Below are 16,256 nucleotides of genomic sequence, written 5' to 3'. Positions count from 1 at the left end.
CGGAGATAACGCCGCCCGTAAGCGGCGTTATCTGCGGCTATAGCTTGTTAAGCAGCTTTTGCGCCGGGCTTTTCGTCTCGCTGTTTTGCGTACGTTCAGCCCAGTTTTTAAGCCTCTTTTCCGCTTCATCCCGGAGCTGCTGACGCAGCACCTGATCGACCTGTAGTGAATAATGCAGTCCCGCCCAGGGCCCGTAAATCCTCAGGGGGACCGGCGTCTGCTGTAGCCGCCTGACCAGTTCCCCTTCGCCCTGCCATCCTTTGGTCACGGTAACGCCAAAGTTGAAATCCGCCTGGCGGTTAACCAGATCAACACTGCCCTTCCCCTGGTAGTCAATCATGCTGGTGTGGCCCCTGAGCGCGGTAAATGCCAGCGTGCCGTTATCCAGCGTGGCGCTGCCTTCGATCTTCTGAAGCGCGCTGTTTACCGTCGCGTCATCCGGACCATGCACGCGATCGCTGCTGCGTTCTACCGCCCGCTGGATCATCTGCTGGAAGTTAAGCCCGGCCATTTCGGCATCGCTGAGGCTGACTTTCGCCCTGCCCTGCCAGTTGCGCTTGAAGGCCGCTACCGAAAGGCCCGTGCCGGTAAAGCTCCCCGCCAGTGACAGATCGCCACTGAGCGATGCGGGCATATCGAAGGCTTTCAGCAGCGGTGCCACCGCAATATTAGTGAACGCGGGCCGCAGGCTGACAGCGGTGCTGCTATGACGCGCATCAATGCTGCCGGGCAGTGAAAACGCCCCTTTACCGGCTTTGCCTTCCAGCGTGTTCAGCGTCAGTACTCCCTGTTCGCTGGCCGCTTTCAGCGCGACCTGCTGGAAATCCATCCCCCGCCAGCGCAGCTTGTCCGCCGCAAGCGCCATCTCGCCATCAATGGCATTCACTATTTCATTCACGCCCTCTTCTTCATGCGTACGGGAGATTACCGGTCCGGGCGCCGAGCGCTGAGGCGCTATACGCTCAGCATTCTCCTCGCCGCCGGAAACCAGCCCGAGCAGTGAATCCATATCCAGCACCGGGGAATGAAGATCGATCCTTAGCTGAGGGCGTTCCGCTATTTTTCCACTGACGCTGCCCGAAAGCTGGCTGTCATTGACGCTCATCGCGAGATCTTTCAGGGTAAAGGCTTGATTGCTCCCGGCCCAGGCTGCCTGCATTTTCGCCTGGCCTGCCACCCCCTGCGTCGGCAGACTTGCGCCGGTTAACTGATAATCAAGCTGCTGGATGGTGGCGGAAAGGTGCTGTGGATAATGGCTGACGTCCATATCGGCGTTCAGCTTGACCTGCAGTTCGCGCTGATCGCGGTTAATGCGGCTGCTCAGCTCGACGTGCGCCTGGCGGTGCCGGTTCTGTGACATTTGCAGGTTCAGATCGCGGACGTTCAGCTGCTCACCGCTTGCCTGCTGCCAGATCAGCAGGCTGTCCGCCACCCGCAGATCTGCAATATCGAACTTCCAGCCCTGCGTGCTGACCGGCGGTGCGGCGTCCCGTGGTCCGACCGGCGCGTCAGCCGGACGCTGAGCTTCGCTGTCGGGCGTCAGACGGATCACTGCTCCTTTGAGCATTACCTGCTTCACCGCCAGCTGATGGGAGAGTAAGGGAAGAAGATTCACATCGAGCCGCATATTGTCGGCGCTGACGACCGGCTGCGCCGCGCCGGGCGCGGTCAGGGTCATTTTACCGGACAAGATGCTGAGCTGAGGCCAGACGTGCCAGCGCAGATCGCCGGTCAGTGCCAGACGGTATCCGCTGCGCTGCTCAACCTGTTGCGCCATGTAGTCGCGAAAATCGTTGGGATTGACCAGCAGAACCAGCGCGGACATTCCCGCCACGATCACCACCAGCAAAATAGCCAGCGTGGTAATGAATCTTCTCATTCCTTCCCCTTACTGCTGTCGGCTTGCTGCATGAGCTGACCTGTTTCCCATAATTCGTCCCGTAACCAGGCAAAACAGGCGCAGGCCTGCAACATCAATCCGGCAGCGCTTTTGTTAATCTTTATCTATCCGGCTGGCATCGGCGCCCTGCTGCCCCTTATATTTCGCATCCTGGCGGCGGTTATAAGGGCGCGCCGCCGGGCCGGAAAGCGGTTCGAAACTCAGCGCGCCAATCAGCATACCCGGGCGCAGCGCCAGAGGCAGCTTACCTGAATTGTAGAACTCAAGCACGATACGGCCCTGCCAGCCGGGGTCAATGCGGTGTGCGGTGACGTGAACCATCAGTCCCAGACGCGCCAGCGATGAACGTCCATCCAGCCAGCCGACCAGGTTATCCGGCAGGGTCACGGACTCAAAGGTTACCGCCAGCGCCAGTTCACCAGGATGTAAAAAGAAGGCTTCCCCTTCCGGGAGCACGATCTCATCGCTCATGACGCGGTCAAGCGCCTCGCTGACTTCCGCTTTGGGGCCGCTCAGATCGATAAAGGCGGCCGTATGGCCACGGAAGGTACGAAACTGGTTACCCAGACGGACATCAACCGTCGCCCCGTTAATCCGCTCTACCGGCGGACGGGGAGAAATGTCGAGCTGGCCGCTGTCCAGCCAGGCTTCAATATCGCGATCGCATAATCTCATGGCGGGAACTCCACATGGGTCAAAAGTGCCTGAACTGTCTCAGGAAGCCGTGCGCTTCCTGCATGTCGGGATAGCCTGCCTGGCAGATAAGCCGGACAGGCTGCCGTCACGACTATTCGAAGAATTGGTTTATTTTCGCCTTCAGAATATCGATCGCGATGCGGTTTTTACCGCCGCGCGGCACGATAATGTCGGCATACTGCTTGGAAGGTTCAATAAACTGCAAAAACATTGGCCGGACGGTTTTCTGATACTGCGCCATCACGGAATCCATTGAGCGGCCGCGCTCGTTGACGTCGCGCTTCATGCGGCGCATCAGGCAGATGTCCAGCGGCGTATCAACGAAAATAGAGAAGTTCATCTCCTGACGCAGACGCGCGTCGGTCAGCAGCAGGATACCCTCAAGGATAATCACTTTTTTCGGCTTAAGCTGGAGGGTCTGTTCGGTACGGGTATGCTCAACATAGCTGTACACCGGCAGATCGATGGCCTTGCCCGTCTTCAGCATCTGTAAATGCTGGAGCAGCAGGCTGTGATCCATCGCGCTGGGGTGGTCGTAGTTGGTTTTAACCCGCTCATCCATCGTCAGATGGCTTTGGTCTTTGTAATACGCGTCCTCAGGGATCACACCTATATTTTCATCACCCACCCGCTCGCGCACTTCGCGATACAGGGTACTGGCGATAAGACTTTTTCCCGAGGCAGATGCGCCGGCAATACCTACGATGACGCACTGATGCGACTTGTCAGTCATAAATTAAAGACCTGATTACTGGTTGTCAGAGACAATGGAGAGGAGATTTCGCGCGTAATTATAGGGATTTCGCAGGGTTGATGCCAGTGAAAAGCGCCGGAATGCTTTTCAGACTTTCCCGTTAGGCGCGGTTTAGGTTCACCGGTAAACTGGCATTATTGAGACCAGCTTCACATTTTGAGCCCAGGACCCGTCCTCCACGCTGCGCAGGTTAATCTCAGCATTAGCCTGACTTGCCGCGCGTCTGGCTCCTTAACACAGCAAAAAGGAAACATGGTGTACTGGCAAATTATTCATACTCTGACCTACTTTGGCGACAGCATGTTACTGATCCCAACCGCCGCTATTATGGCTATCCTGATCGCCTGGAAAAACAGCAACCCCCGGGCCGTTTGGTACTGGATCGTCGCCTTTTGTGCCGCCGGCGCCATCGTCAGTCTCTCAAAAATCGCTTTTCTGGGCTTTGGCATTGGCAGCGCGCGCTACAATTTTACCGGCTTTAGCGGTCACAGTGCGATGTCCGCCACCCTCTGGCCGGTCATGCTCTGGCTGCTCAGCGCGCGCCTGACGGGTTTCTGGCGCGGCGTTGCCGTCGGCACCGGCTACCTCATTCCGCTGCTGGTCGGTGCCTCAAGGCTGATACTGCATTATCACTCACACAGCGAAGTAATTACCGGCCTGCTGCTCGGCTTTACGCTCAGTACCGCTTTTCTGGTCAGCCAGCGCGGCTCGCAGCTGAAGACCTTCTCCATCAGCCAGCTCTGCGTGGCGCTTTTATTGCCGCTGCTTCTGCTGAGCCATGGCCGTATCGCCACCACGCAGCAGTTCCTGCAGCGGCTTTCGGTCGAAATAGCCGGTATCGATCACCCCTGGACGCGCAGCGATCTGTTAAAGCTCCAGCAGTAATGATTCACGCCCGTTACAGAGGCATAGCGGGTCAATCGTCCGAACAGAGGGGTGTTTTGAATTAGCGGCAGGCAGGAAGAAAACGTTATGTTAGCATGATCAAAGTACCGATGAATGCGCTGACAGGACCGTCTGGCACTCTGCTGGATTTGAGATGAAGACTGAGACCTTTTTTAACGTAAACCGCGCTTTTCTGCCGTGGCGAAGCGCCCTGGCGTTTGGCGCAATCACGTTTGCGTTAACCCTCTTTTGCCTGAAGCTGATTGAAATCAGCGATCCGGTTTCGCCGCTCTGGTTCAGTACGGCGTTGATGACGGTGCTGACTTTTCGCCAGCCTTTAAGAGCGCTGCCGTTAATTTTATCTGCGTGCACACTCGGTAATGCCTGCGCCAGTGCCTGGATTTTAGGCCCTGAATTTCCTCATCTGTTTTTTCCGCTGATTAACCTCGTTCAGGCGGTGATGGGCGGCGCGCTGCTGCGGCGGCTGCTGGATCAGAAGTCGCCCCTTGGGTCGCTGCTCAGCTGGAGCAAAATGGTCATTGCGACGGGCCTTTGTACCCCCCTGGCAGGCGCATTAATGGCCAGCTGGCTGCTGACGCTTGTCGATCGTGCCAGCCCGCTGCTCTTCTCGACATGGGTGGTTTCTGAGATGATCGGGATGCTCTCGCTTGGCCCGGTTTGTCTGCTCTGGCGTGGGGATTACTTCCGCCACAATTTCAATCCAGCCGTGCTGTCTGAAACGCTGCTGACGCTGGCAATCACCCTGGCGCTCACCTGGTTTTCCCTGCGTTTTCTTCCCTGGCCCTTTACCTTTGTGATTGTGGTGCTGTTTTACAGCGCCGTGCGGCTGCCGCGTTTTGAAGCCTTTATGGTCTTTCTGGCAACGCTGACGATGATGACGCTGATGCTGGCGATGAACAGGCTGAATATCAGCGTGGATGCGGGCATCTTCAGCAGCGTACCCTGGCTGCCTTTCCTGATGGCAATTATCCCCAGCCATATGATGGCGCTGGTGATGCACTCCTTTCGCAAAGAGAAAAGACATATCACCGAAAGCGAAACCCGCTTCCGCCACGCGATGGAATATTCGGCGATCGGCATGGCGCTGGTCTCCCCGCAGGGTCAGTGGCTCCAGGTGAATAAATCGCTCTGTCGCCTGCTTGGCTATAGCGAAAAAGAGCTAAGCACGATGACCTTTCAGCAGCTCACCCATCCTGACGATCTGGAAGCTGACGTCAGCCAGCTCTATGCGCTGCTGCTGGGCGATATCGAAACCTACAGCATGGAAAAACGCTATTTCCGCAAGGATGGCGAGCTTGTCCGGGCCTCGCTGACGGTTTCGCTGGTCAGAGACAGCGAACAGCTGCCGCTCTATTTTATCTCTCAGATTGAAGATATTACCGACCTCAGGCGCACGGAAGAGGTCAATAAGCGGCTGATGCAGCGCATCACGCTGGCGAATGAGGCCGGCGGCATTGCCGTCTGGGACTGGAATCTGAAAACCGGCGTCATGCAGTGGGATAAACGGATGTTTCAGATTTATGGCCTGAAGCCTGAAGGCGAGGCTACTTATCTGACCTGGGTTAACAGCATGCTCCCTGCCGACAGGCAGAACGCGATCGACGCCTTCGATGAAAGCATTAAGAGCGCCTCGCCCATCGATATTCAGTTTCGCATTGAAACCGATCAGGGGATCCGCTATATCCGCAGCCAGGCCAGGATGATGATGGATGAAAACGGCGAGGTGGAGAAGATGCTGGGCATCAATCAGGATGTCACCGCCATGCACCAGCTGACCGATGCGCTCTATCAGGAGAAAGAGCGAATGCATATTACCCTGGACGCGATCGGCGAAGCGGTGATCAGCACGGATGAGGAAATGCGGGTTATTTTTATGAACCCGGTGGCGGAAGAGATGAGCGGCTGGCGTCAGGAAGATGCCGTCGCCAGGCCCATCAGCGAGATCCTGCGTATTACCGAGGGCAACGACGGCCCCGAAGTCGAGAACCTGTTGCTCTGTAAACTTCCGACCAAAAAATCCGTCCCCGACCTCGATCGGGGCCTTGTGCTGCACAACAGCGCCGGAGAACGGTTTGATATTCACTACAGCATTACCCCGCTAAAGACGCAGGAGGGGGAAGATATCGGCAGCGTGATGGTGATTCAGGATGTCAGTGAATCCCGCGAAATGCTACGCCATCTGAGCTACAGCGCCTCTCATGATATGCTGACCCGCCTGCCAAATCGGGTCAGCTTTGAACATCAGCTGATGACGATGCTGCACTCTGCCAGCGAACAGGGGCGGCAACACGTGCTGGTCTTCCTCGATCTTGACCGCTTTAAAACGGTCAACGATACGGCGGGACACGCGGCGGGCGATGCGCTTTTACGTGAAATTGCCGTGGTGATGAAAAGTCACCTCCGCCATAACGACGTGCTTGCCCGGCTTGGCGGCGATGAGTTTGGTATCCTGCTCCAGGATTGCCCGCTGGAGAACGGCTGTGAGCGGGTGGATCAGATTATCAGGACGGTCATCCAGTACCATTTCGTCTGGGAAAACGGCGTACACCGCATCGGTGCCAGTGCCGGGATCGCCGCCATCGGTACGGATAACCTCAGCGCCAGCGAAGTGATGGCCCGGGCGGATCTGGCCTGTTATCGCGCCAAACACAGCGGTCGCGGCCAGCTTGCCGTTTATGATGATTACCCGCAAACGGCCACGCCGGTAAGACGTGCGAAAAACTGATCCCGCCAGCTTCGCCCTCTCAGCCCCTCTCCATGCCCGGTAAACGTCATCAACGCCGCCGGTTTTGCGACAAAATGCGCCCCGCTTCTTGCTCTGCCGTCAGCCCTGGGCTAAAGTCGCCCCCTTTTTTCACCGTCAGCGGAGGGGACGAATGTTCATCGGCTTTGATTACGGCACGGCAAACTGCTCGGTCGGTATTATGAACGGGGGCAGCCCGCAGCTGCTGCCTCTTGAGCAGGGCTCCACGCTACTGCCTTCTATGCTTTGCGCCCCCACGCGCGACGCGGTCAGCGAATGGCTGTTCCGCCATCACCAGGTTCCCACCCCCGAGGCGGAAAACCAGGCGATCCTGCGCCGGGCGCTGACGCTGAATCGCGAAGAGGATATTGAAGTGCTGCCCGGCAGCGTCCAGTTCGGCCTTGCCTCGTTAGCTCACTATATGGCCGATCCGGAAGATGTCTGGTTTGTGAAGTCACCCAAGTCATTCCTGGGCGCTAACGGCCTTAAGCCGCAGCAGGTCGCCTTCTTTGAGGATCTGGTTTGCGCCACCATGCTGCACATTCGCCAGACCGCCGAACAGCAGCTCAATGAGAGCATCACGCAGGCGGTTATCGGTCGCCCGGTGAATTTCCAGGGGCTGGGCGGCGACGAGGCAAACCGCCAGGCGCAGGGCATTCTGGCGCGCGCCGCCGGTCGCGCCGGCTTCAGGGACGTTGAGTTCCAGTTTGAACCCGTGGCGGCGGGGCTCGATTTTGAAGCCACGCTGGATAAAGAAACCCGCGTGCTGGTGGTGGATATTGGCGGCGGTACCACCGACTGCTCAATGCTGCTGATGGGGCCGGAGTGGCACGGCAAAGCGGAACGCAGCGGCAGCCTGCTGGGCCACAGCGGTTGCCGGGTCGGCGGTAACGATCTTGATATCATGCTGGCGTTTAAAGAGCTGATGCCGCTGCTGGGGCTGGGCGGCGCAACGGAGAAAGGAATTGCCCTACCCGCGCTGCCATGGTGGAACGCGGTCGCCATTAATGATGTTCCCGCGCAGAGCGATTTTTACGCCACGGCCAGCCGCAAGCAGCTACAGGAACTGATACGCGATGCCGCTGAGCCTGATAAGGTGAAGCGACTGCTGAAAGTCTGGCAGCAGCGCCTCAGCTACCGCCTGGTACGCGCGGCGGAAGAGAGTAAAATCGCCCTTTCCGACCGTCAGGAGGTCATCAGCACCCTGCACTTTATTGAGCAGGCACTGGAAACGACCGTTGCTGCCGACACGCTGGAGACGGCGATCGCCCAGCCGCTTGAGCGCATCAAAGAACAGGTGAAGCTGGCGCTGGACGGCAGCAGCGTTCGTCCGGACGTGGTGTTCCTGACCGGCGGCAGCGCCCGGTCGCCGGTGCTGCGACAGGCGATTAGTCAGATGCTGCCAGGGATCCCGCTGGCCAGCGGCGACGATTTTGGTTCCGTCACCGCCGGTCTGGCGCGCTGGGCGCAGGTCATGTTCCGCTAAACCCGCCAGAAACGGATTTCTGTCACTTCACGGACAGAGCTGCCGCATATAGGGCGGCAGCCTTCCGCTTATTCTGTTGGGCAAGCGCCCTCCTGCCTGGCCACCGCGCTTTACACGCCAGCGGCTCTGCCTTCCGGCATCATCTATCGCGTTGAAACCGCGGTCGCTTTCCCTCGTAAAGATAAGGTAAAAGTAGGTAAGGACATGATTACTTACACCTCCTGCGCAAGTTATCCTTAATTCCTTCAATTTTTTGTCCTGCAAACTCGTTAAACTAGCGCCTTATGGGGCGTATTTTGCCCCTGACTTTGTTATTTGCTATCGGAGAGCTCACCACAGCATGAACGTCAAACGCCGCTTCCCTTCGCTCGTCTTACTCCTGATCGCCCTGGCCGTTGCGGCAGGCGGCTATTTCTGGTGGCAGAGTCACAACACCCCAGCCGCAGAGTCCTCCTCCAGCGCCGGGAAGCCCCGGGGACCGGGCGGTAAAGGTCGCGGCCCCCTTTCGCCGGTGCAGGCCTCCGCCGCGTCGCGCCAGAGCGTTCCGCTTTACCTTTCCGGATTGGGCACGGTGACGGCCGCGAATACCGTCACCCTGCGTAGCCGCGTGGAGGGCAACCTGATTGCGCTCCATTTTAAGGAGGGTGAGGAAGTCGAAGCCGGACAGCTGCTGGCGGAAATCGATCCGCGTCCCTATCAGGTCGCGCTGATGCAGGCGCAGGGCCAGCTGGCAAAAGACCAGGCGACGCTGGCAAACGCCCGTCGCGATCTGGCGCGCTATGAAAAGCTCGTGAAGACCAACCTCGTTTCCCAGCAGGAACTCGATACCCAGCGCGCGCTGGTCAGCGAGACGCTCGGCACCCTGAAAGCCGACGAGGGCAGCGTGGCCAGCGCACAGCTTAACCTGACCTACAGCCGCATTACCGCGCCGGTTGCCGGACGCGTCGGGCTGAAGCAGGTGGATATTGGCAACTACATTACCAGCGGTGACACCAACGGTATCGTGGTCATCACCCAGACGCACCCCATCGATGTGATATTCAGCCTTCCGGAAAACGACATCAGTACGGTAGTCACTGCACAGAAAGGCGGCGAGCCGATTCTGGTCGAGGCCTGGGACAGAAGTAACAGCAAACTGCTGACGACCGGCACCCTGCTGAGTATGGATAATCAGATCGATACCACCACCGGGACGGTGAAGCTGAAAGCCCGCTTTACCAACGCTGACGACGAACTTTTCCCCAACCAGTTTGTGAATGCGCGGCTAAAAGTTAATACGCTGCAAAATGCCATTGTTATTCCCGCAGCCGCACTGCAAATGGGCAATGAGGGCAACTTCGTCTGGGTGGTCAACAGCGACAATAAAGTGAGCAAAAAAAGCGTGACGGTCGGACTTCAGGAGAGCACCAGAGTGGTGATCAACGCCGGTCTGGACGTTGGCGACCGCGTGGTCACCGACGGTATCGACCGCCTGACCGAAGGCGCCACCGTGGAAGTGGTTGCGCCGCAGGCCGCGCCGCTGACCTCCGGTAAAAGCGTTCAGCCAGCGAAGGGAGCCAGCGACTGATGCAGGTCACCTCTCAAGGCGCCAGCGGCGGGCCTTCCCGTCACTTTATTCTCCGGCCGGTCGCCACCACGCTGCTGATGGTGGCGATTCTGCTGGCCGGGATACTGGGCTATCGCGCCCTGCCCGTCTCCGCGCTGCCGGAGGTGGACTATCCCACGATTCAGGTGGTTACCCTCTATCCCGGCGCCAGTCCGGACGTGGTGACCTCCTCGATAACCGCCCCGCTCGAACGACAGTTTGGTCAGATGTCCGGCCTCAAGCAGATGTCTTCGCAAAGTTCCGGCGGCGCATCGGTGGTCACGCTCCAGTTTCAGCTGACGCTGCCGCTGGACGTGGCCGAGCAGGAGGTACAGGCCGCCATAAACGCGGCGACGAACCTGCTGCCTTCTGACCTGCCTAACCCGCCGGTTTACAGCAAGGTTAACCCGGCCGATCCGCCCATTATGACGCTCGCCGTGACCACGACCAGTATGCCAATGACCCAGGTCGAGGACATGGTGGAAACGCGCATCGCGCAGAAGATCTCTCAGGTTTCCGGCGTGGGGCTGGTGACGATCTCCGGCGGGCAGCGTCCCGCCGTGCGCGTGAGGCTGAACGCCCAGGCGCTGGCCGCGCTGGGGCTCGACAGCGAAACGGTACGCACGGCTATCAGCAACGCCAACGTCAACTCAGCGAAGGGCAGCCTCGATGGCCCGGAGCGCTCCATTACGCTCTCTGCCAACGATCAGATGAAGTCCGCCGAGGACTATCGTCAGCTGATCGTGGCTTATCAGAACGGTTCGCCGGTTCGCCTGCGGGATGTGGCAAAAGTTGAAACGGGCGCGGAAAACCGCCTGCTCGGGGCCTGGGCGAACCGCCAGCCCGCCATTGTGCTCAACGTGCAGCGCCAGCCCGGTGCGAATATTATTACCACCGCTGACAGCATCCGCCGGATGCTGCCGGGCCTGACCGCCTCCCTGCCGAAATCGGTCGAGGTTAAGGTCCTGAGCGACCGCACCACCAACATCCGCGCCTCCGTTCATGATGTGCAGTTTGAGCTGATGCTGGCGCTGGCGCTGGTGGTGATGATTATCTACCTGTTTCTGCGTAACGTCCCGGCGACCATTATCCCCGCCGTGGCCGTACCGCTGTCGCTGGTCGGCACCTTTGCCGTTATCTATTTCCTCGGCTTCTCGGTTAATAACCTGACGCTGATGGCGCTGACGATCGCCACCGGCTTTGTGGTCGATGACGCCATCGTGGTGATCGAAAACATCTCGCGCTATATCGAAAAAGGCGAAAAGCCGATGGCCGCAGCGCTGAAAGGCACCGGCGAAATCGTCTTTACGATTATTTCCCTGACCTTCTCGCTGATTGCCGTTCTGATCCCGCTGCTCTTTATGGGGGATATTGTCGGCAGGCTCTTCCGTGAGTTTGCGGTCACGCTGGCCGTTTCTATCCTGATTTCAGCCGTGGTTTCGCTGACGCTGACGCCGATGATGTGCGCCCGGATGCTCAGCGCCGAATCACTGCGTAAGCAGAACCGCTTTTCCCGCGCCAGCGAAGCGCTCTTTGAGCGCATCATCGCCGGCTACGGCCAGCTGCTGCGGCGCGTGCTCAGCCACCCCTGGCTCACCCTGAGCGTGGCGCTGGGCACCCTGGCGATCACCGTGCTGCTCTGGATTGCGATCCCGAAAGGCTTCTTTCCCCTACAGGACAACGGCATTATCCAGGGAACGTTGCAGGCGCCGCAGTCGGTTTCCTATGCCAATATGACCGAACGGCAGCAGCAGGTCGCCGCGATCGTGATGAAAGACCCGGCCGTAGAAAGCCTGACCTCCTTTGTGGGAGTGGACGGCACCAATCCGGCGCTTAACAGCGGACGCTTGCAGATCAACCTTAAGCCGCTGGACGAGCGTGACGATCGCATCCCGGCCATTATTGAACGCCTCCAGGCCGAAGCAGACCGGCTGCCGGGCATTAAGCTCTATCTGCAACCGGTGCAGGATCTGACCATTGATACTCAGGTGAGCCGCACCCAGTATCAGTTTACGCTCCAGACCGGCTCGCTCGACTCGCTCAGCCTGTGGGTGCCGCAGCTGCTAAAAGAACTGGGGACGCTGCCGCAGCTGAAAGATGTCAGCAGCGACTGGCAGGATCAGGGGCTGGAAGCCTATATCCGGGTTGACCGCGACAGCGCCAGCCGGCTGGGCATCAGCATGGCGGACGTTGATAATGCGCTCTATAACGCCTTCGGCCAGCGCCTGATCTCCACCATCTATACGCAGGCCAGCCAGTATCGCGTGGTGCTTGAACACGACACCTCAAACACGCCGGGCCTCGCAGCCCTGGATGCGATCCGCCTGACCGGCAGCGACGGCGGCACGGTGCCGCTCAGCGCTATCGCCAAAGTTGAACAGCGTCACGGCGCGCTGAGTATCAACCATTTAGATCAGTTTCCCTCCACCACCTTCTCGTTTAACGTCAGCGACGGTTACTCGCTGGAGCAGGCGGTGAATGCCATCAGCCAGGCTGAGCGGGATCTGGCGATGCCGGCGGAGATCATGACCCAGTTCCAGGGCAGCACCCTGGCTTTCCAGGCCGCGCTTTCCAGCACCGTCTGGCTGATCGTTGCCGCTATCGTAGCAATGTATATCGTGCTGGGCGTGCTGTATGAGAGTTTTATTCATCCTGTCACCATCCTCTCCACCCTCCCTACGGCGGGCGTGGGTGCCTTACTGGCGCTGATGCTGAGCGGCAACGAGCTGGACGTCATCGCCATTATCGGGATTATTCTGCTGATCGGGATCGTGAAGAAGAACGCCATCATGATGATCGACTTTGCGCTGGCCGCCGAGCGTGAGCAGGGCATGGCGCCTTATGACGCCATTTATCAGGCCTGTCTGCTGCGCTTCCGCCCGATACTGATGACCACGCTGGCCGCGCTGCTTGGCGCGCTGCCGCTGATGCTGAGTCAGGGCGTCGGCGCGGAGCTGCGGCGTCCGCTTGGCGTGGCGATGGTGGGCGGGCTGATCCTCAGCCAGGTACTGACCCTGTTTACCACGCCGGTTATCTATCTGCTGTTTGACCGCCTGGCACACGCCACCCGTCGTCGCCTGAGCCGTGAGGAGGCAGAGTGAGGTTTTTTGCGCTGTTTATTCACCGGCCGGTCGCCACCATTCTGCTGACCATCGCCATCACCCTCGCGGGGATTATGGGTTTCCGCCTGCTTCCCGTCGCCCCGCTGCCGCAGGTGGACTTCCCGGTGATTCTGGTTTCTGCCTCGCTGCCGGGCGCGTCGCCGGAGACGATGGCCTCCTCAGTCGCCACGCCGCTGGAGCGGGCGCTGGGCCGTATTGCCGGCGTCAGTGAGATGACCTCCACCAGCTCGCTGGGCAGTACGCGGGTCATTCTGGTCTTTGATTACGATCGCGATATTAACGGCGCCGCCCGCGACGTTCAGGGCGCGATCAACGCCGCGCAAAGCCTGCTGCCAACCGGCATGCCGAGCCGCCCGACCTACCGTAAAATTAACCCCTCCGACGCACCGATTATGATCCTGTCGCTGACGTCAGACACTTATTCACCCGGTCAGCTTTATGACTTCGCCTCGACCCAGCTGGCGCAGAAGCTGGCGCAGATCGAAGGGGTCGGCGACGTGAGCATCGGCGGCAGTTCGCTGCCCGCCGTGCGCGTCGATCTTAATCCGCAGGCGCTGTTTAACCAGGGCGTGTCGCTGGATGCGGTACGGGAGGCGATCGCCAGCGCCAACCAGCGCAGACCCCAGGGCGCCATTGAGGAAGATCTCCACCGCTGGCAGCTGAAAACGAACGACGAACTGCAAACCGCCGCCGAATACCGCTCGCTGGTGGTGCATTACAGCAACGGGGCCGCCGTCCGCCTGGCGGATGTGGCAAATGTGACCGATTCGGTAGAGGATGTCCGCAACGCCGGGATGGCCAACGCCAAACCGGCCATCCTGGTGCTGGTGCGCAAACTCCCCGAAGCCAATATTATCGATACCGTCGATCGTATCCGTGCGGAGGCGCCCGAGCTGCGTAATATCATTCCGGCTTCAATACATCTCGAGATCGCGCAGGATCGTTCCCCTACCATCCGCGCCTCGCTGGCCGAAGTGGAGCATTCGCTGGTCATCTCGGTTGGGCTGGTTATCCTGGTGGTCTTTGTTTTTCTGCGATCCGGGCGCGCCACCCTTATTCCCGCCGTCGCCGTACCGGTGTCGCTGATTGGCACCTTCGCCGCCATGTACCTTTGCGGCTTCAGCCTGAACAATCTGTCGCTGATGGCGCTGACGGTGGCGACCGGGTTTGTGGTCGATGACGCTATCGTGGTGCTGGAAAATATTTCCCGCCACGTTGAGGCTGGCATGAAGCCGGTCCAGGCCGCCCTGCAGGGCGTACAGGAAGTGGGCTTTACCGTGCTGTCGATGAGCCTTTCGCTGATTGCGGTTTTCCTGCCGCTGCTGATGCTGGGCGGGCTGATTGGCCGCTTCTTCACGGAGTTTGCCGTCACCCTTTCGGTGTCGATCGCGATTTCGCTGCTGATCTCAGTTACGCTGACGCCGATGATGTGCGCCCGGCTGCTGCGCCCTCACCGCAAGCATGAGCAGCCGCGAACCCGCGGCGCGGGCAAGCTGTTTCTGCGCCTGCAGCAGGGCTATGGCCGCTCGCTGGGCTGGGTGCTCAATCACTCCCGCTGGATGCTGCTGGTCTTTCTCGGCACCATCGGACTGACGATGTATCTCTATGTAGTTATTCCCAAAACCTTTATGCCGGAGCAGGATACCGGCCGGGTGATGGGCTTTATTCAGGCTGACCAGAGCATCTCCTTCCAGTCTATGCGCAGCAAGCTGGAGAATTTTATGAAGATTGTCCGCGACGATCCGGCAGTGGAAAACGTGGTGGGCTTTACCGGCGGCTCCAGGACCAACAGCGGCTCGATGTTTATCTCGCTCAAGCCGCTCGACCAGCGTAGTGAGAGCGCCCAGGCGGTTATCGCCCGGCTGCGCGTTAAGCTGGCGAAAGAGCCGGGCGCCAGCCTCTTTCTGATGGCGGTGCAGGATCTCCGCGTCGGCGGACGTGAGTCCAGCGCCAGCTATCAGTATTCGCTGCTGTCGGACAGCCTGGACGATCTGCGGGAATGGGAACCTAAAATCCGCCGGGCCTTTGCCACCCTGCCGGAGCTGGCGGACGTCAACTCCGATCAGCAGGATAAAGGTTCGGAAATGGCGCTGATCTACGATCGCGAAAGCATGGCGAGGCTGGGCATTGACGTTTCAGATGCCAATAATTTGCTGAATAACGCCTTTGGCCAGCGGCAGATCTCCACCATCTACCAGCCCCTTAACCAGTATAAAGTGGTGATGCAGGTCGATCCGCGCTATACCCAGGATATCAGCGCGCTGGATCAGATGTATGTGATTAACGGTGACGGCAAGGCGATCCCCCTCTCCTGGTTCGCGAAGTGGCAGCCGGCGAATTCGCCGCTGTCGGTCAACCATGAGGGCCTCTCCGCCGCCTCCACTATCTCATTCAATCTGCCGGAGGGCGTTTCCCTGTCGCAGGCGTCTGAGGCGATCGAACGGAGTATGACTTCGCTTGGCGTGCCCTCCAGCGTGCGCGGCAGCTTTGCCGGCACGGCTCAGGTCTTTGAGGATACGCAAAACAGCCAGCTCTGGCTGATCCTGGCGGCCATCGCCACGGTCTATATCGTGCTGGGAATGCTCTATGAGAGCTACGTGCATCCGCTGACCATTCTCTCCACGCTTCCTTCTGCGGGCGTGGGCGCACTGCTGGCGCTGGAGCTGTTCGGCGCGCCCTTCAGCCTGATCGCGCTTATCGGTATTCTGCTGCTTATCGGTATTGTGAAGAAGAACGCCATTATGATGGTGGACTTTGCGCTTGATGCGCAGCGCAGCGGCAATCTGACCGCCCGTGAGGCGATCTTCCAGGCAAGCCTGCTGCGCTTCCGGCCCATCATGATGACCACCCTGGCGGCGCTCTTCGGCGCGCTGCCGCTGGTGCTGACCTCCGGTGACGGCGCCGAGCTGCGTCAGCCGCTGGGGATCACCATTGTCGGCGGCCTGGTAATGAGCCAGCTGCTGACGCTTTACACCACGCCGGTGGTCTATATCTATATGGATAAGCTGCGGCGTAAGAAAACCACAGAGCGCCTCGGTGCTATTTCGTAACCGGCGCAGCATGA

At 59.3% G+C, this 16,256-nt stretch carries 9 protein-coding genes; 6 read left to right on the top strand and 3 right to left on the bottom strand.

Translation table 11 applies throughout. The features are described from left to right. Positions 1–37: 37 nt before the first annotated feature. From asmA to udk, 3 genes are all read right to left on the bottom strand, one after another. Positions 38–1,879: an outer membrane assembly protein AsmA gene (asmA, locus tag AAH446_RS10110; protein WP_342906582.1), complete on the bottom strand. Its 1,842-nt coding sequence runs from the start codon at positions 1,877–1,879 to the stop codon at positions 38–40. A 114-nt stretch (positions 1,880–1,993) separates the two neighbouring features. Beyond that, positions 1,994–2,575 carry a dCTP deaminase gene (gene dcd, locus AAH446_RS10105; RefSeq protein ID WP_024965040.1) on the bottom strand — a complete coding sequence of 194 codons (582 nt, stop codon included), beginning with the start codon at positions 2,573–2,575 and terminating at the stop codon, positions 1,994–1,996. Positions 2,576–2,687: 112 nt separating this feature from the next. Beyond that, complete coding sequence (gene udk, locus AAH446_RS10100; RefSeq protein ID WP_342906581.1) at positions 2,688–3,329, bottom strand: uridine kinase; 642 nt, start codon at positions 3,327–3,329, stop codon at positions 2,688–2,690. A 276-nt stretch (positions 3,330–3,605) separates the two neighbouring features. On the opposite strand from udk, the gene AAH446_RS10095 reads away from it, so the two are divergent. The 6 genes from AAH446_RS10095 to mdtC all read left to right on the top strand — a co-directional run bounded on the left by AAH446_RS10095 (position 3,606) and on the right by mdtC (position 16,242). After that, on the top strand, positions 3,606–4,235 hold the full coding sequence (locus AAH446_RS10095; protein ID WP_342906759.1) for a phosphatase PAP2 family protein: 630 nt from the start codon (positions 3,606–3,608) through the stop codon (positions 4,233–4,235). A gap of 154 nt (positions 4,236–4,389) precedes the next feature. Beyond that, positions 4,390–6,981, top strand: coding sequence for a diguanylate cyclase (locus AAH446_RS10090; protein WP_342906580.1), 2,592 nt, complete (start codon positions 4,390–4,392; stop codon positions 6,979–6,981). A gap of 151 nt (positions 6,982–7,132) precedes the next feature. Further along, positions 7,133–8,485, top strand: a complete 1,353-nt coding sequence (yegD, locus tag AAH446_RS10085; protein WP_342906579.1) for a molecular chaperone — start codon at positions 7,133–7,135, stop codon at positions 8,483–8,485. A 340-nt stretch (positions 8,486–8,825) separates the two neighbouring features. Then, complete coding sequence (locus AAH446_RS10080) at positions 8,826–10,052, top strand: MdtA/MuxA family multidrug efflux RND transporter periplasmic adaptor subunit (protein ID WP_342906578.1); 1,227 nt, start codon at positions 8,826–8,828, stop codon at positions 10,050–10,052. Next, positions 10,052–13,171 carry an MdtB/MuxB family multidrug efflux RND transporter permease subunit gene (locus AAH446_RS10075; protein ID WP_342906577.1) on the top strand — a complete coding sequence of 1,040 codons (3,120 nt, stop codon included), beginning with the start codon at positions 10,052–10,054 and terminating at the stop codon, positions 13,169–13,171. Before AAH446_RS10080 ends, AAH446_RS10075 begins: the two co-directional genes overlap by 1 nt. Continuing rightward, positions 13,168–16,242 carry a multidrug efflux RND transporter permease subunit MdtC gene (gene mdtC, locus AAH446_RS10070; RefSeq protein WP_342906576.1) on the top strand — a complete coding sequence of 1,025 codons (3,075 nt, stop codon included), beginning with the start codon at positions 13,168–13,170 and terminating at the stop codon, positions 16,240–16,242. The genes AAH446_RS10075 and mdtC overlap by 4 nt, the downstream gene beginning before the upstream one ends. Positions 16,243–16,256 lie beyond the last annotated feature (14 nt).

Source organism: Erwinia psychrophila (assembly GCF_039023475.1).
In the GTDB taxonomy this organism is placed as follows: domain Bacteria; phylum Pseudomonadota; class Gammaproteobacteria; order Enterobacterales; family Enterobacteriaceae; genus Erwinia.
Note: the sequence above shows the minus strand (reverse complement) of the source record. Positions and strands in the feature narration are given on the sequence as shown.